We start from the raw sequence: 17,907 nt of genomic DNA, 5'->3' as shown, positions 1-17,907 counted from the left end.
CTCAGTCTCCCTGACCATCGACCGCGACGACCCGCAGCTCGGCGGTGTACCGGCCGTCGGGACCGGTGAGCCACAGTTGGTCCGGTGCCGGCAGCATCTCCGTCACGCTGACCACCGCCTCGTCCCCGCCGTGCCGACGGGCCCGGCGGATGGACCGGGACACCAGGTCGATCGAGGCGAGACTGGTCAGGTCGGCGTAGACCGGCTTGCGTTCCCCCGCGCACCGCAGGAACACGTGGCGGGGCAGGTCGTAGCGGCCGACCCAGGCCCGTGCCTGGTGGAACCGGAGCGCCTCGTCGGCGGTGTCGGCGAAGGCCAGCTCGGCCGCGTGGAAGGTCCACGTCTCCCGGCTGACCACCAGCGAGTCGAGGGTGACCCGGGGGCTGTGCGCCGCCGGGGGCAGGATGCGGAAGAGCTGGGACAGCCCGGCGCCCACGATGTCGCCGAGCACGTGCATCAGCTCGAGGTCGAGTCGACCGTCGCGGGACCGTACCCGCAGTCCGCTCGTCGTACCGACCAGGTCGCACTCGCCGACGCGCAGGCTGTTGCGCGGGTCATGGCCGAACGAGTCGGGCGCGAACACCAACCGAAGGTCGTCGGGGCCGGCGAGCCCGTTGCTCTGCCGGGTGGGCACACCGCCCTCCTGGCCGGTCTCGGCGGGATAGACCAGCCCGCCGCCCAGATCGCGGGTCATCGCGCCCCGCAGCGTCTCCACCTCCGGGTGGTAGGCCACCCAGGTGGCGTACCGCATGGTGTTGACCCCCGGGTGCAGCTCACCCAGCACCCACTCGGTGCCGGCCCGCATCAGGTCCGGGCTGTGCTGCGCCGCCGTCGGCCAACCGGGGCGTCCCAGTGGGAACGCGGCAGTCGCCGCCGGAGCCAGGTCCGCCGCCGCCAGTCGGACCCGCCGCTGGTCCGGCGGCAGCGCCAGTACGTCGGCCCAGCGCCGATGCAGCGCGTTGGTCAGCAGCGTGCGCAGCCGGGCCGGCGGATGGAACAGCGCCTCGCCGGCCAGCAGCCAGAAGTCGGCGAACGGCACCACCTCGGTGCCCAGTTCGGCGGCCCGACGCCGGTAGAGGTCGGTGAAGAGCCGCTGGTAGAGAGTGGCCCCGGCAGCGGTGAACCAGCGTGCACTGTCCAACACCAGCGCGAGCGCCCCCCGGATTCCGGCCAGACTCTCCTCACCGACGCGAACCGTGCCGGCCCGTAGACACTCCTCGTAGACCGGGGTGCGACCGGCGTACATCGTGCCGGCGCGGCGGGTGGAGGGGACGCCGGCCAGCCGCGTGAACGTCGTCTCCAGTTCGGCCATCGCACCGGCCAACCGGTGCGGATCACCGGCCGCCGCCGCGAGCGCGTCGCGGGCGGCGCAGAGTTCCTCCAGGGCGGCGAGTGCCGGCTGTCGTACCGACCCGTCGGTGACCCGGAGCAGCCGGGCACGCATGCTCCGCTCCGGGGCTAGGTCGTGCGGTGCCACCTCCGGCTGCCAGGCGATCCGGTGGGCGGTGGCCAACTCCGCCAGCAGTTGGTGTACCTCCCGGGTGGACCGCAGGTCCGACGCCGGATCGGCGATCACGGTGGCGGCCACCTCGATGGCGTCCCGGATCCCGTCACAGGCCCGCAGCACCGCTGCCTCGGCGTCGGTCAACGCCACCGGCGGGGCGAGCGGCACCCGCAGCGTCGTACCGGCCAGGTCCAGGAAGGGCATCCGCCGGGGTACGAGCCAGGGGCGCAGCCTGGTCGCGTACGGTGCCAGCACCGCCACGACCGCCCACCCTTCGAGGTGGACGGTCCGCTTGGCCAGCAGGGCGGGCGGCTGGTCGAACCGGATGTCGGCACCCGGTTCGATCCGCGCCCAGCCGACCGGACCGAAGAACCCGATGGTGTCGTTCTTGGCGCAGTACCGCTGAAGATAGCTGGCGACCAGCGTCTCGTGCTGCCGATGCTTGGTGTTGCGGACCGGCTGGACGGGATCACGACGCAGTAGGGCGTCGATGCCGGTGCGCAGCGCGTGCGGGTTCTGCCAGGCGACCGCCGCACGGAACCGGGGGTCGCCGGCCACCGCGCGCAGGGCGGCCGAGAGTCGGCCGACCGCCAGCGAGAACTCAGCCGAGTAGGCCGATTCGGCGGCGGCGCACTCGGCCGGGTCGTCTGCGGTACGCGCGGCGACCAGGCGATCCGCCGCAGCGGCGAGCTTCGCATCACCCAGCGGTGCGAGCAGGTCGATCGGGAACCCCGCGCCGCGCAGGCAGACGGTCCGCCACAGTGCCCACCCGACGTGGAGCCGCACGAGGTGCGGCGGCAGCTCCGCCTCGCCCCGGACCGGGATCCGGGCCCGGCGGCGCATCACCGGTCCGCTGGCCGTGCGTCCAGCCGTACCGGTGGCGCCGGTTGCCGCGTCGATCGCCGCGGCCGTCGCGGACAGGGTCGGCGCACGGTAGAACTCGTCCAGTCCGCAGTCGACGCCGAACGTCTCCCGGATCCGGAACATCATCCGGGTGACCGTCAGCGAGTTGCCGCCGAGGGCGAAGAAGCTGGTCTCCCGCCCGATGCCGGCCGGCTGGCGGGCACCGGGCAGCAGCCGGGACCACAGTTCGGCGAGCCGCTGCTCGGTGGGTGAGGAAGGCCCGGCACCCACCGGTGCCCGGCCCGGGACATCGGGTACCGGTAGCGCGGCCCGGTCGACCTTTCCGTTCACGGTCAGCGGCAAGCGGTCGAGGACGGTGACCGTGGCGGGTACCAGGTAGTGCGGTAGCCGGGCGGAGAGGAAGTCCCGGACGCGTTCACCAGCGAGTGCCGTCCCCTCGGCCGGCGTGACGTAACCGGCCAGGTGGCGCTCCGCTCCGTCGCCCCGGACGCACACCACGGCGGCGGTCACCTCCGGGTGCGCCCGGAGTATCGTCTCGACCTCACCCGGCTCGACCCGGAAGCCACGGATCTTGACCTGGTCGTCGCGCCGGCCGAGGAACTCCAGCACGCCGTCGGCCCGCCAGCGGACCAGGTCGCCGGTCCGGTAGAGCCGCTCGCCGGGCACCTCCGGATCCGGGACGAACGACCGGGCGGTCACCGCCGGATCACCGAGATAGCCCCGGGCCAGCCCGTCGCCGCCGGTGTACAGCTCACCCGCCACACCGATCGGCACTGCCCGGCCGGTCGGGTCGAGCACGTGCACGCTGGTGTGTGGCACCGGACGACCGATCGGCACCCGGTCGCCCACCTGATCCGGGTCGTGGAGCACGTGGCAACTGGTCATCGTGGTGTTCTCGGTCGGCCCGTACGCGTCGACCAGGGAAAGTCCACCACGCGCCCGCAGCGTGGCCCGGACCGCGTCCGGGTCGATGACGTCCCCGCCGGTGAGCAACTGCCGCACCTGTGCCAGCGCGCCGACGTCCTCCTCGACAAGCTGATGGAAGAGCCCGGCGGTGAGGAAGGCGATCGTGACCCGGCCGCTACGCAGCAGCGTGGTCAGGGTGGCGAGGTCCACCGGATCCGGCGGCGCGACCACCGCCGCCGCCCCGGTGAGCAGGGCACCCCAGATTTCCCACGTGGAGGCGTCGAACGCGGTCGGGGCGAGCTGGAGCAGCCGCTCGCCCGGCCCGAGGCGGGCGAAGTCCGGTCCGGTGACGAGCCGGAGCACCCCTCGGTGGGTGATCCCCACCCCCTTGGGGAGGCCGGTCGAGCCCGAGGTGTGCATGACGTAGGCCAGTTGCAGCGGATGGATCCGCACCGGTGGTGGTGGACCGGGCGGCCCCGCTGCCGCAGAGAGTGCGTCGACCGTCAGCATCCGTACCGGACCGGGGTCGTGGCCTGCGGTCGCGACGATGCCGGCGGCCCCTTCCACGGCGGTCGCGACGATGGCGGCGGCCCTGGTGGCGGTCTCGGCCGTGGTCAGGAGCAGGCGGGTGCCGCTTCTGGTGAGCATCGCCGCGACGCGGGCCGGTGGGGCCGCCGGATCCACGGGCAGGTAGGCCCCACCGGCCTTGAGTATCGCCAGCAGGGCCTGGACCAGGGTTTCGCCCCGGGGAAGCAGCACCGCGACCGGAGCCTCCGGCGTGACGCCGTGTTGGATCAGCGCGCGGGCCAGCCGGTCGCTGTCCCGGTGCAGCTCCGCGTAGCTGACCGTGCGGTCGCCGATGAGCAGCGCGGCGGCGTCTGGATCCTCGGCCACGCGTGCGGAGAACACCTCTGGAATGGACGCCTCGCGCGGATAGCGACGGCGGGTGGCGTTCCAGGTGTTCCGGAGGGTGGCCTCGGTGGCCGCACCGAGGTCCAGGTCGCAGAGCCGGGCGTCGGGCCGGTCCGCCAGCTCCAGCACCGTGCCGCGTAGCTGCTCGAGGACCCGCCGCGCCGAGACGGAGAGTAGGCGGTTGCGGTCCCAGACCCCACCCAGCCGCAACTGTGGCTCGTCGAAGGCGTGCAGCGTCAGCGGATAGCCGGGCATCCGGTGTACGCGTACCGAGCGGCGCGTCGGCTCCGAGCCCCACTGAGCCAGTGCGGTGGGTAGTCGTTGCCGCTCGAACACCACCAGACTGTCCAGCAGGGGGGTGTCGGGGGCGAGGCCGTTCTGGTCGAGGATGCTGCTCAGCGCCGTGCGCTGGTGCTCGCGCACCTGCCGGACCCGGGCCGCGACGTCGGCGAGTAGCCGCCGTACCGTCCACCGTGGGTCGAGTCGGATCCGCAGCGGGACTGTGTTGATCAGACATCCGACGATCTGGTCGGCGTCGGGCACGCTGTCGTACCGGCAGGACCGGGTGACCGCGAACGTCACGTCGTCCACCCCACCGTAGGCACCGCGCAGCAGTGCCCAGGCGGCATTGACCACCACGCTCGCCCCGGCGTCGGCCGTGGCAGCAGCCGCCCGGACCCGATCGGACTCCGTCTGGGTCAGCACGATCTCGTGGGTGGCGGGCTCGGCGCGCGCGGCACCGCCGCCGCCGGTATCGAAATGGCCGGGCAGTGGCCGGGGCATCGGTGCCCCGGCCAGGTATCCCTTCCAGAACGCCTCGTCGGCCGTCGAATCGGCGGTGCCCCACCAGCGCACGAACTCCGCGAACGGCGGCCGGTACGGATGTTCGGGGCTCCGCCCCGCCCGACGGGCGGTGTAGTCGGCGATGACCTCGTCAAGCAGGATCCGCGTGGACCGACCGTCGAGGATCGCATGGTGGAAGGTGACGACGACGTGCCGGTCGCCCAGGACGGTGACGCGAAACAGGGGTGCCCGGTCGATGTTGAACGGCTCGTACCGGTCGTCGGTCAGGAAGTCGGCGAGCGGTGTCTCCCGCCAGCGCAGGTCGGGCACGATCGTGGGCTGGACCACCTGCACCACACCGTGCTCGCCATCGATCTCGAATGCGGTACGGAGCACGGGGTGCCGTCCAGCGGCGGACCGCCAGACGGTGGTGAAGGCATCGGGGTCCGGTGTCTCGTCCCATTCGATGGTGACCTGCTGGACGTCCGTGCCGACGGTCGGGTGACGCAGGGTCTGCAGGATCATGCCACGTTGGACGGCCAGGGCGGGGTAGCGCCGGTGCGAAGAGCTCTCGTCCATGCGCCCCTGTCCCATGAGCCGTATCGGGTGGCGTCAGCCGGTGGGAGCTTGTTCGTCCATCCAGCGTCGCAGCGACAGCGGTCGCATGTCGGTCCACACCTCGTCGATGTGGGCGAGACACTCGCTCCGGGTCCCGGCGGTGCCCTCACGCCGCCAGCCGGCGGGCAGGTCCCGGTCGTTCCAGCAGATCGAGTACTGCTCCTCGTCGTTCACGACCACGGCGTAGGTCCGGGCATCGTCGTCACCGGTCATGGGACCCCCTTCGCTCGGGAAGGATGGCACGGTCGTCGATCTCCGGTCAAGATTTCGTTTGACCGGGCTGATCCACCGGCCGCAGTTCGGCAGGGTCGCTGCCGACCCGGTGAGTACGGGTTACCCAGCCGACGGCCGGGCCGACGGCGAGGGCACAGCTCACGAAGATCGCGGCGATGGCCCACCAGCCCCAACCGCCGGTCTGGATCGCCAGCAGGGTCAGGCCGACCGGCGCGAAGATGTCGGCCATCGAACTGATCGTCTGTGCCGTGCCGAGGTACACGCCGCGCGTCGCCGCCGGTGGAACGTTGGTCTGGAAGAACCACAGCGCGGCCGAGAACCACAGCTCGGTGACTGTCACCAGCAGTACGGCAGCGATGAGCGTGACGACGGTCCACCCGCCGCTGGTCATGCCGGCGAGCGCGGCCACCGGGCAGGCGAGCGCGGTGACCAGGGCACCGCGTCGGACCAGCCGAGCCGTACCGGGCAGCGAGTCGGCACCCCGAGACGCTGGCACCTGCAGTGCGATCGCCAGCACCGTGTTGAGCGCCAGCATCACCCCGAGTACGGGTTTCGGCGCGTCGGTGTGCGTGATCGTCCACAGGGGCAGGATCTCGATGAGGATGACCGAGTGGAACATCATGACGGCGAAGAGACCGGCGACGGTGACGTAAGGGAGGTCCTTCAGCACCGCCAGCCGAGAGCGGGAGACCGTCCTGGCGTGTCGTATCGCTGGTGCGGCCGGGAGCCGGGTCACCAGGATGGCGTTGAGTAGCGACACCGCCGAGTTGAGCAGGACGAGGGCGACGAGTGCCGCGGTGGAGTCGAACGCCAGCGCCACGGTTCCCAGCGCGGTGCCGATGGTGAAGCCCGCGTTGAGGTAGGAGCGGGCGTACGCCATGGTCCGTACCCGATCCTCGGCCGGCATCGCCTCGGCGGTGTAGATGGTGCGGCCGGCGTTGGCGAACGAGTCGGTGACGGCCGCCAGGCCCATCAGGACGACGAATCCGACGAACGAGTCGACCAGGGAGTAGCCGGCGAACGCCAGAGCTGAACCGACCGCCCCGACGCCCCAGGCTCGCTGTCCACCGATCCGGTCGGCCAGGACGCCGAGCGGGAGCGAACTGACCACGCCGGTGAAACCGGCGATAGAGAAGCCGGCCCCGATCTGTAGTGGACTGAGCCCGAGGACGTGGGTGAAGAACACGACGCTGCCGGTGAGGAACGTGCCACTACCGACGGCGACCATTGCGGACTGGAACGCGATCAGGCGAGGCAGGCCAGGCGGTGGCAGCAGCCTGGTTGAGATTGATCGACTCCTGCCCATGGTGTCGCAGGCTACCCGGCGGCCTTTTGCTGATCTGGTCGAGCAGTGGCTCGTGCTCTCCAGAGTTGGATCTTCCGCGTGCCGGTCGGTTGTCGTACGGTATGACCGTGTCAGCCATCCGGGAAGAGATCGAGGCGCTGCGCCAGCGCGCCGAGCTGCCGCGCAGCCAGGTGGGGCGGGCAAGCGGTGCCTTCCACGAGCGCACCGGAGGGTTCGGCACGCGTGCGGTGACCTCTGTCTCGACTGCCTACGATGACCTGATGCGGGGGTGCTGAAGAGCATGGTCCAGTACGCACACGTCACGGATGCCGACGGAGCGTTGACCGCGGCGGCGCGGTTTGCCGCCCGTACGTCCGAGGTCCAGTCGGTGGGCACGAGTGCGTTGAGCCTCGTTGCCCGTACGGCGGCGCTGGCGCCCCTCTTCGGCGATGACGATGCCGGCCGCAGGTACCGGAAGAACTACGACGGGGCCGCGCCGGATCTGGAGAGGATGATCCAGACGTTCTGCGCGGGGTTGGCCGAGATCGGGATAGAGACTGGCAAACTGCTGAGCCAGGTGGTGGAGCACGACGACCCACGTGTCATACGCGGGTGAAGGCCGAGCTTCAGTAATCTATCCGTGTCTATCGCTGACTGTTGGTAGTCGGACGGGATGGATAGCCAGATTCGGCCATGTCGAGCGCACCGCCCTGCCTGATATTCCGTTCGGTCGGGTCGATGGACGATACGCCCTCGACTGGTGAGCCGTTCTGCGGGTAGTCATCCTCGGCGACGGTGGTCGCCTATTCGCCCTCGATGACTTTCGAAGCGGAGTTAGCTGAGGGTAATTGCCGCGTTCGGTAATTGAATGTGATCTTTCCTGAAATAGGATCTTTACCTGAAATTGATCAACGGGCAGTGGTGGCGACGTACCCTCGCCGGGTGTGTTCACCTGCTGGTCTGACTTTCCTTCGCTCCGGAGTGGAGCGCTGCTTCTGCGTTACCTTCCGTCCTTTGCGGTGGGGTCTGGCTGCGTCGGTCATTGCGCTGCGTATAGGTGCGGCCTGTGATTGAGCTGTGGGATTTTGGTGACCCGTGGAATGTGGTTCGTGACTCTGTGGTGTGGCTCGGTTCGGGTGGCAATGCCTGGCCGAAAGGTAACGAGGATCAGCTTCGCCTGCTGGCTGCCGATTGGCGAGCGTTGGCGGCGCAGTTGGGTCCTGCTGTGGCGGGGGCGCAACTTTCCGCGAACGTGTTGAGTGAGCTCTGGGGTGGTGATTCGGGAGCCTGGTTCGCGCGGGCGTGGGAAGAGGTTGGGGTCGTAATACCAGAGACGCTGTTCGATGCGATCGGTGAGATCGCCGACTCGTTGGACGCGGCGGCGCTCGACATCGAGCACAGCAAGCTGTCCACGTTGCTCGAGATCGGGATCGTGATTACGGAGATCTTCGTCTTCGCGGTGATGTGGTGGCTGTCGTTCGGAGCGGCGATGGCGGCGGCGGCGGTGCGGCTCAATGCGGCGCGGTTGACGGTTCGTCAGATCTTCGAGCTGTTGGTGAGTCGGGCGGGTGCGTCGTTTACCCAGCGGTCTGGTTACGCCAGCATGCGTGAGCTGGTGTCCGGGTTGCGGGGCAAGACCCTGGTGTTGATGGCGGGTAACGAGGCGGGTCGAGAGGGGTTAGTCAATCTTCTGCCGCAGTGGATCCAGGTCAAGGTGCTGGAGACCCGTGAAGAGGTGGATGTGCACGCTGTGGCGGTGGACGCCGTCGCTGGCGGGTTCGGGGCGATGGGGGCGCCGGTCGGCGATATCGGCCGTACATTGGCGCGGAAGATCGACAACGAAGCCGTTCGGGGCTTGTCGAACGTTGGCGCAGACGCGGTCTCGGAGTGGACCGAAGAACTCCTGGGGAACCTGGGTGGTTCGCTGGCCACCGATGGCACGTTTGCGCTGAATCCGCCGGGATTGGATCAGGTCGTCGCCGGCATGGCGCGTAACTACATCAGTGATGGTGCGCGTATCGGTGAGCGGGTGGGCAACTTCGGTCGTGGTCTGGTGGGGCTGGAGACGACGCAGCAGCAGATGGAGCGGCAGGCCCGTGGGATGCGGGAGGGGGCGGTCCGACACCAGCATGATGCGCAGCGTGCGGCGACCGAGGCCCGTGCGGCTGCTGATGTGGCCGAGCGGCGTGCCCAGGAATCGGCGGCGGCTCATGAAGCCGCGCGATCGGCTGCTGATGACCGATCCGCTGGCCCGGCACCTTCGACGGCTCCGACTCACGCTCCTGATGTGCGACCTGCCGGTACCCAGGCTCCTGATGTGCGACCTGCCGGTACCCAGGCTCCTGATGCGCAACCGTCCGGCGCGCAGACGCCGGCGGAGTCTGGTTCTCCCACACCGGCTCCGGTCGGGCCGGGTGTGCCAGCTCCCGGAGTGCCGACCACCGATGCGCCCCACACAGCACCTCAGCCGTCACAGGGTGGGCAGCCGGTACAGGGTGGGCAGCCGATACAGAATCAGGGACAGCAGAGCGAACAGGTACGGCTTGCCGAAGAGTTGGCGACGCAGGAAAGGGTGAGCGCAGACACCGCTGCGAGGCAGGCGCAACTCGCCGAGCAGGCGGCCCGAGACGCGCGGGAAGCAGCCGAGCGGGCCGCCCGGGCCGAGTCTCCCGAGGAGCTTGCGGAAGCGGTTCGAGCCGCAGCGGTCGCGAGCAACGAAGCCATCCAAGCCAGAAACGTCGCCGCAGCCCATGCCAGCATCGAGACCGAACCCACCGCCGATGCTGATAGGACACCCGCCACCAACCCGAACGGCAGCGATGCCTCGCCTGCGGCCGACACGCAAGATGCGCCAGGCACGGGTACGACCGACCCGAGTACCTCAGCAAGGAACGACGCTCCTGCCGACGCGGTAACCCCGACGAGCCGGGGGGCGTCGACCGGGACCTGGCCGAACAGCATGCCACCGGGGACGACGACCACGCTGGGCAGTGCGCGTCGAGCCGCACCGACGGCTCCGGGCGGCGCGTCGCGTACCGGGTCTGGTCGTTCTGACAACGCGGCAGGTGCGCCCGACCCGAACCCCCATCCGTCCATCCCCGGCGACACCGACGGTGAGCTGATCGGCGACACCCGCAGCGACGCGGACCCGTCGGACTCACCCGCACCCAGGTCGACACCGGTGAACCCCGACCGGCCCGGGTTGCCGGCGGCACCCGGGGGCTTCGCCGGTAACCGGTCGCTGGGCATCCAGGGGCGGCCATCAATAGGTATCCAGGGGCGGCCATCAGTACCGGCCCGCCGATCGCGGCCCGCCGGTGAGCTGCGACTGGGCGGCGGCATCCCGGCCGAGAGCGTACGGCCGGAAGCCTACGATCCGCCCACTCCCGCCCAGGAACGAGCCCTGGACGACGCCATTCCCCGGGATGCGGAGGGGCTGCCCGTCATCCATCCTCCACTGACCAGCGGTTGGACCTTGTTGACCAATGGGGGTGGCCCGTTCCAGGTCGGCCGGCACAACAACGGGACCGAGGTCGCCCGGGCACTGGCCTCGACCTGGTTCGGACGCCCCGTGGTGGCCGGGTCCAACCGTGGCGGATCCTCCACGTCGCAGCCAACGGAGGCGTGGATCGGCAGTCCGTACGTTGTCCAGCCGGGCGGGATCGCCGGGCTCGACCAGATCCACGCGGCGGTACGGGAGGCCGGTCCCGGCGCGTTCGCCTTCGTCCAGGTGCGGATTCCAGGTGTCGAGACGGCACACGAGCTTGCCGTGGTCAACGAGGGCGGTACGGTCAAGTGGATCGACCCGGTGGCGGGCGTCGCCGAAGCGCTCACGCCGCCGTACACCGATGTCGAGTCCTCCCAGGCGTTGCTGCTCGACGCCGATGGAGTCGCGGTCTCCACCCCGGACACGCGCCGCGTGAGCCTGAGCGAGGAATCCGGCACCCAGCCCGGGTCGCCCGAGCCCGCGGTCACCAGACGGACGACCGACGGCGAGCCGACGCCTTACGCTCCCACTGGCAGAATGCGCGGCCTGCGGACGAGTCTGACGCGCCCGGAGAACCTCCGATCCGCCCTCGACGATGCGGCGATCAGGAGAGCCGTGGAGGCGGCGGTGGCCGTGGGCGGCGGCACCCGGCCGGTACGGATGGACGAGGACCCGGCGGCGGTACGGAGACGAGTCGCCGCCGAGGCGGCCGAGTCGCGGCCGGGCCGACCGGAGCGGCAGGCGTCCCCCCGGCTGCGGTACGCGCTTGAGTTGCCGGCGACCGACTATGCCGACGCGGTCCGGCGGACCCTCGACGACCTGGCCGCGCAGGGCTACCAGCCGGTCCGTCTGGTCGACGGATGGGCGGCGGGCGAGGTGGGCGGTCTGGTCAGCCAGTGGCGCGATCCGAGCACCGGGCGGGAGTTCCACCTCAGGCTGGATACTCCGCAGAGCCGGGCCGCGTACGACGCGGTACGGGAATGGCAGGAGGCCCGCCGCGCCGATGCCGATCCGGACCGGCTGCGTCACCTGGCCGAGCGACGACAGCAGGCGCTGGCGCGGGTCCGCCCACCCGAGGGTCTCGGCGGGATCCAGTTGCCGGGTGTCGCCGCGCCAACCGACTCCCGCCCGGCGGAGACGTCCCGCACCCCTGAGCAGGCGGCTGCCGACCGTCGGGAATCGGCTCAGCCGACCCCTGAACTGGCGGCGGCGTGGAACGACGAACAGCTCGCCCGGCTGCCGTTGGTGACCGGTCGGCGGGCGATCCAGGCCGTTCGTGACTTTGTCAACTCGACTCCGTCCGGGCTGGAGTTCACCGGTGACCCGCAGCTGGGGCGGTACGCCGAGGCGCTGCATCCGGAGGACGGCGTACTCAAGATTGCTCTGCACGGGTTGCGTAACGGCGAGGTGGTGGTCGGCGGCTACCGGATGTCGGCCGAGAGTTTCGCCCGTGGGCTTGCCGACCTGAACCGGTCCGGCCGGATCAGCCTCGGTGATCGGCGGATCAAGCTGGTCTCCTGCTATTCCGGGGCGGGGAGTCGGCCCGCAGCGGCGGCGCTGGCTCGGATTCTTCGTCGGAAGGTCACCGGGGTCACCGAGAAGATGTGGACCTATCTCGACGGTACCGAGGTGATGGCCAGCCCGGACGTGCACAACGGACGGAGGCCGGCCGTCCCAGCCGACGGTAGGGAGCGGACCTTCGACTCGAGGGGTCGAGAGGTTCCATCGGTACCGGTCGACGGCGCGGATGCGGCAGCGGCACCGAATCCGCCGGTCGAGTCCGGTGGGGGAAGCCGAGCGGGCCCGGCGTCGGAAGTGGGCCGCGACGACCGGTCCCGCATGACGGGCGACCGGTGGGACAGTCACCGCACCCCGGACGGTCGGCTGCACCGGATCGGAGATCGGGCCGGGACATTTCGCGAGCCGGGCACCGACCGACTGCATGGCGAGTTGGATGCGCCAGGCACCTACCGGGATGAGTCGGACTTCTCGTTGCGCTCCGCCGAGACCGGTCGGCCGGTCCGTGACCCACTGACCGACCCGCGTCGGCCGGTGCGACACCGCGCCGCCGAGGGGCCAGCCCAGACGTACCAGTTCCGACAGCCACCGGACCAGGCGGTGCAGGCCGTTCGGCGGGCCGCAGCAGCGCGGAGGGAGCTTGCCGAGTTCCGGGAGACGACGCTTCGTCCGCAGATGGAACTCCTGGGGGTCTCCGACCCGCAGGAGCTGACCCGGTCGAACCTGAACCGTACGCGCGACCGCCTGCGGGCCGAGTACGCCCACGACCCGGCCATGCTCGCCCACGTCCAGGAGCTGGTCGCGGCGGCGCGGGAGCATTCCGACCTGGTGGCGGCGGCCCGGGCGGCGGAAGCCGCGGTGCCACACGCCGCCGCGCTGCGACTCTTGGCTGATCGATTCGGCCTGGCCGAGGCGGATGTCCTCACCCGTGAACCAGGGGAGGGACCGACTCCGGCCCGCGAGTTCGTGGCGCTCGGTCTGGACCGGACCAGCCATCGACTGGTGATCGTGGACACCCGGCCGTTCCGTCGATCACGGTACCTGCTGCCGGACGGCAGCCTCACCGAACGTGGCACACCGCAGTATGTGCGGGATGTGCTGGAGACCAATCCCGAGTTGCACGCGCAACTGCGTCAGAACCCCGACCTCCTCGATGAGCTGCACCGGGCACTCGCTCTGGGAGACCTCGAGGTGGAACTCCACCGCATCGAGGTCGGTGTCGACGGTGACCAGCAGGTGTCGATCACGACCCGACAGGCCGATCTGAGCGGGCTGGCACTCGACGGGTTGACCGAGCGGCTGCCACCCCCGTCCGGCAACCCCGATCCGGCGCTCAGACAGCGACTGCTCGATTCGGCTCGCCGAGTGGGCGAAGCCCACACCAGCCGGCCGGGGCGGTACGGCATCACGCGGATCGAGGTGCAGGACGGGTACGTCGAGGTCACAGTGGAGAGCGGCCTTTCCATCCCCGGGGTCCACCTGGGGCGCGCCCGAACCTTCCGGATCGAGTTCGCTGCGGTGTCGAAGGCCGAGAAGCTGATCGGCTACCAGCTCCGCGACGACGGCGTGTACGAGGTGAGCTTTGCCGCGAACCATCTCGACGGCGTGACCACAGCGACCCTCGACCAGTACGTGGCTCGGGCGATCGGACAGGTCGTGGGTGAGGTGCGGGCCACCAGCAGCGGCCGGTTCGGTCGGTTGCGTGGGCGGCCAGGTGGCCCGTTGAACAGCAACGACGCGTTGACCAACGATCCGACCCCGCCGCGCCGGCCGCGTCCCAGCCATGCCGATCTGGTGGCGCTCGCCGAACTCGACGCGCAGCTTCAGTTGCACGCCCAGGCGGACGGCCCACGGCGCACGGCAATCGAAGCGGAACTGCGGACGTTCATCGAAACCCGGGCGCTGCGCGAGGGGGTGCCCGGTGCGGAGGCGCGCGCCGAGCTGGTCCGTCGGCATCTGTCCAGGCCGGCGGCTGTGCTGTTCGAGGAACGCCGACGGTGGTGGTACGACTCCGACCCGGTGGTCGCCGGAACCATGTATCACCTGAACGAGGTCGCTCGACTGCTCTATGAACCAGTCCTGGTCGTTCCGGAGTTGACGATCGAGCCGGCGTCGGTGCCGGGTCGCTCCGTCTACCGGGTCACCCCTGCGGGTTGGCGCAACCAGGGCCAGCTCTCGTTCACGATCGAGGTGGTATCCGGATCGGTGCCCGATGGGCAGATCGCCACATTCCAGGGCGGGGGTTGGGAACGGCATTTCCATCTCGTGGTGGACCGGGACAGGTTCGCGCTCGGCGATCCAAGATCGGTCCGCGACCTTCAGGCGGCCGAGGCCGCGTTCCAGCGCGAGCTCTATGACACGTTGCGGAAACTGACGCGGTTGCAGCAGGCGCGGCCGGCCCAGGTGCCGTACCGGCGGATCGACCGGGTGTTCGCGAACCTCCCGAACGTCGTGAGCATCGGCGTTTCGGCTGTCCTTTCCTGGCTCAACAACAACCCGCTGCTCGTGCTCCGGCGGGCCGTCGCGAGCAGCGTCGACCTGTTGACGAACGATCCGATCTCCCGCGGCGACAGCTATACGAAGCAGGAACGGAAGCACGATCGCGTGTTGGCGCAGCTACCGGACCGTAGCGGCATCGCTGACGGAGAACTCCAGCGGCGGATCGACGACAGCTACGACCAGGCGGGCGAACTGGCCGTGAGGATCCAGGGTGACCGTACGCTCGCCGAACGTACCGTCCAGCCAGAGCCGGGGAAGAAGCCGGACACCGCAGAGATTTCGGAGCCGGAGGGCCGGAAGGTTCGAGAACGGATCCGTAACGGAATAGCGAGTATCAGCCAGGACCTTGCGAGCGACCCGATCGAGCACCTGCAGGGGATTTGGTTCACGGGTGACCGTACTGGTCTGTTCAGTCGCTGGCGACGTAGCGGGGCGATCGGCGTTCTCAAGGGGATTGGGCGACCCCTCGGGGAGGCCGGACTACGACAACGTCGTCGGCGTTCGGCCGTCAGGGCGGGTAGCGAGGACAGCTATGAGCTGGAGGTCAGGGGCGGGGCAGGGGTCGTGGTGTACGTCGAGGTGGCGCACACCGCGGATCCGGACAAGATCGAGGTCGAGTACACCGAGGAGCGGATCACCCTTCGGGTGCCGCCGAAGCTGGCGGAAGTCGAGGAGAAGGCCATGCGTACCGCCGTGCGGGACGCGTTGGCCGCTGTCGCGAAGCGCCAGCATGAACTTACCCAGTTCGTGACCAGCGGCCGGATACACCTTGAGCGGCGGGCCGCCGAGGAGGCGCCGATTTCTGGATTGGCCTGGCCGCTGGGCAACTGGGCGATCAATGGCTATGGCCACATGCAGGCGGCTGCCGGGATGGCCAAGGCCCTGGTGCAGGTGTTGGTCGACCGCTTCGTCGGTCGCCGCGACCGCGAGCTCACCGCTTTCCTCGAGGAGTACGACCTGAAGCACGCGGGCCGGCTGAGTGCGGCTCAACGGCGGAACGTCGGCGCACAGATCGAGGATTTGGCAAAGATCGGCGGCAATCTGGCCCGCGCAACGCTTGAGCGCTTACAGGGCCAGCGGCGGAATGTCCCCGTCTCGGCGCCACCCGCCGCCGGGGAGACAACCCGAACCGAGGAAGACGGTAAGACAGCGGCCGAGGAGCAGAAGTCCGTCCGGAGAGATTCGATCAAGGCGGCCATGTCCGAACTGAACGAGCGACATGATGTCACCTTCTCGTCCAGAGACATCATCGACGAGAATGGCCGACTCGTGGGCGTGTCGTGTAGTGAGGCTGATTCTCGACGTAGATTGCAGCGGACCCGAAAGCTCTATCGGTACGTTTCGAGCCTGTACCGGCGCGGCGACATCGAAGTGCGGTTCATCTTCGGCCAGGTCGAGGATGAGCGGCTGCTAGTTCCGACCGCCGACCGCATGAGTCGGAACAGCTTCGACTTCACCGTGAACGTGGATGCTGATCCGGATCAGGTTGCCGGTGCCGTCAGACACCTCATGGACAACGTGCTGTACGACCGCAAGAACCCAATCTCACGCGCTCGGTGGATTCGGGAGGATCTCCTGCCGGCGCTGTCCGCGGGGATTGGTGGCGGGATGCTGACCGCCATCTTCACTGGCTCCTTTTCCCTCGGTGTGGTCGCCGCGCTCACTGTTCTTTCGGTCGCCGGTCGCGCAGCCCTGCGAATGAAGCAGATTCACGACAACGATCTGGGCATCGTTCGGTCGCTGTCCGAGACCAACAAGGACAACACGCCGCCGGAGCGCCTCCGGGAGAAGGTCGAAGAGCAGCGCAGAGCTGTCGAGGAGCTCGAACGGCAAGCCAGGCAGATCGAGGCGGAACTGGCCGCCGACCCTCGCACAACCGACGACGTGGCGCGGCTGGTCAGACATTACGAGCAACTGCCGCCCGCCGACGCAGATGTGTTGCCCAACGTCGACGCGACCGTAACCAACTTCGAAGAACTGCCCCGGGCCGGTGTGATCGCGAGGGTGCGCGACACCGAACACACCTTCCGGCTCGCCTTTCGAGGGGCAGGTAACCGTCCCGAACAGTTGACCTTCGAGATCCGTACCGGTCCCGTCGGTGCTGAGGGGATCGTCACGGCGTATCGCGTCAACTCCGACGTGACGTACGTATTGCACGTCGACCCCACCCAGAGCCCGGAGCGGATCGCCGACGCGATCCAGGCGTGGGCACAGCAGGAGATCATCCGCATCTCGCAGCAACCAACCGGGCTGCCCAGCCCGAAGTTCCGCTGGCTCAGATTCGCCCGGGACGCGGTCGGTCAGGCGATGGCCTCCGGCGTACGGCTCGTCGAGGCCAAGATCCGCCACAAACCATGGGACAAGTCGGTCAAGACACAGACCGCCTACAGCGTCAGTGCGAGCGTCACCAGCGGCGTCGCGGAGTTGGCCGGCATCTCCTACGAGGGAAACGAGGCGGTCTCGGCGCAGAACCGCAGCGAACTGGCCAAGCGGCGACTCAGCACCACGGGTGAGGAGCACCTGGCGATCTTCGGGGCGGAGGCCGACACGCTGTTGACCCGTACCCGATGGGCATTCAACCGGTTGAGGTACCTGGAGCAGATCGCGGCGAACCTGCCGCCCGCCGAGCGACCCGTGCCGTTCCAGGACCTGTCGAGGTTCCTGCCCGGCGAGCCGATGTCCTGGGGCGTGGAGGGCTCGGCAGGCGGTGATCTGTCCTACGATCCGAGCGACCTTGATCCGACTCCGCGCCCCGGCGAGACACCGCAACTGGCTGCGGAGCGCGCGGAATGGGCTCGGGTCGCCATGGTCTTCAACGAACTCGGCGACACGCCGCCCAGGTTCGATGTCGCGGACAACGACGCGGCCCATGCCAGCGATGGTGCCCACACACTCGAGCGGCATGGACCTGCTGTGCCGCTGACCCGAGAACCCCACACGCACACTGTCGAAGGACGGATCTATGGAGATGCTCCCTGGCCCCGGCGTCAGAACTTCTCCTCCCGCTGGCTCGATGTCGCTGTCATGAATCGGGCGATCAACGAGTATGTGGCGGAGAACTGGCAGACCATCAGGGAGGATCTCGCGCTGGAAGGTAGGCACGTCGACGTGGCCATGCACGCCCGCCTGGTGGGCGAGGGGTACGCCAATCTGAGCATGGGAACCCGGGCGAGTCCGGTCCCCAGGTACTACCTGACCAAGCTCTTCCGGGTGACTCTGAAACTTGTGCCCGGCAGTGCTCCCGCCCGAGCCTTCATCGTGACCGCCTTCCCGGAAAGCAAGAGGTCCTGAGATGGA

At 69.3% G+C, this 17,907-nt stretch carries 6 protein-coding genes; 3 read left to right on the top strand and 3 right to left on the bottom strand.

All coding sequences use genetic code 11. The features are described from left to right. Position 1 precedes the first annotated feature (1 nt). The 3 genes from FHR38_RS31245 to FHR38_RS31235 are packed head-to-tail and all read right to left on the bottom strand — an operon-like array spanning position 2 to position 7,127. Complete coding sequence (locus FHR38_RS31245) at positions 2–5,548, bottom strand: non-ribosomal peptide synthetase (RefSeq protein ID WP_184538948.1); 5,547 nt, start codon at positions 5,546–5,548, stop codon at positions 2–4. Between the two features lie 33 nt (positions 5,549–5,581). Next, entirely contained in the window at positions 5,582–5,800 is a 219-nt protein-coding gene (locus tag FHR38_RS31240) for an MbtH family protein (protein WP_184538946.1), read from the bottom strand. A 46-nt stretch (positions 5,801–5,846) separates the two neighbouring features. Next, positions 5,847–7,127, bottom strand: coding sequence for an MFS transporter (locus FHR38_RS31235; RefSeq protein ID WP_184538944.1), 1,281 nt, complete (start codon positions 7,125–7,127; stop codon positions 5,847–5,849). A gap of 107 nt (positions 7,128–7,234) precedes the next feature. On the opposite strand from FHR38_RS31235, the gene FHR38_RS31230 reads away from it, so the two are divergent. The 3 genes from FHR38_RS31230 to FHR38_RS31220 all read left to right on the top strand — a co-directional run bounded on the left by FHR38_RS31230 (position 7,235) and on the right by FHR38_RS31220 (position 17,901). Continuing rightward, positions 7,235–7,402 carry a hypothetical protein gene (locus tag FHR38_RS31230; protein WP_184538942.1) on the top strand — a complete coding sequence of 56 codons (168 nt, stop codon included), beginning with the start codon at positions 7,235–7,237 and terminating at the stop codon, positions 7,400–7,402. After that, positions 7,396–7,722, top strand: a complete 327-nt coding sequence (locus FHR38_RS31225; RefSeq protein ID WP_184538940.1) for a hypothetical protein — start codon at positions 7,396–7,398, stop codon at positions 7,720–7,722. Before FHR38_RS31230 ends, FHR38_RS31225 begins: the two co-directional genes overlap by 7 nt. A gap of 450 nt (positions 7,723–8,172) precedes the next feature. Then, a complete protein-coding gene (locus FHR38_RS31220) occupies positions 8,173–17,901 on the top strand; it encodes a WXG100-like domain-containing protein (protein WP_184538938.1) in 9,729 nt (3,242 codons plus the stop codon). The last annotated feature ends 6 nt before the right edge of the window (positions 17,902–17,907 follow it).

The organism is Micromonospora polyrhachis (assembly GCF_014203835.1).
In the GTDB taxonomy this organism is placed as follows: Bacteria; Actinomycetota; Actinomycetes; order Mycobacteriales; family Micromonosporaceae; genus Micromonospora_H; species Micromonospora_H polyrhachis.
Note: the sequence above shows the minus strand (reverse complement) of the source record. Positions and strands in the feature narration are given on the sequence as shown.

Excerpts from the sequence above, each read along its gene's own strand:
- FHR38_RS31245 (WP_184538948.1), bottom strand. The coding sequence starts at position 5,548 with ATGGACGAGAGCTCTTCGCACCGGCGCTACCCCGCCCTGGCCGTCCAA.
- FHR38_RS31240 (WP_184538946.1), bottom strand. The coding sequence starts at position 5,800 with ATGACCGGTGACGACGATGCCCGGACCTACGCCGTGGTCGTGAACGAC.
- FHR38_RS31235 (WP_184538944.1), bottom strand. The coding sequence starts at position 7,127 with ATGGGCAGGAGTCGATCAATCTCAACCAGGCTGCTGCCACCGCCTGGC.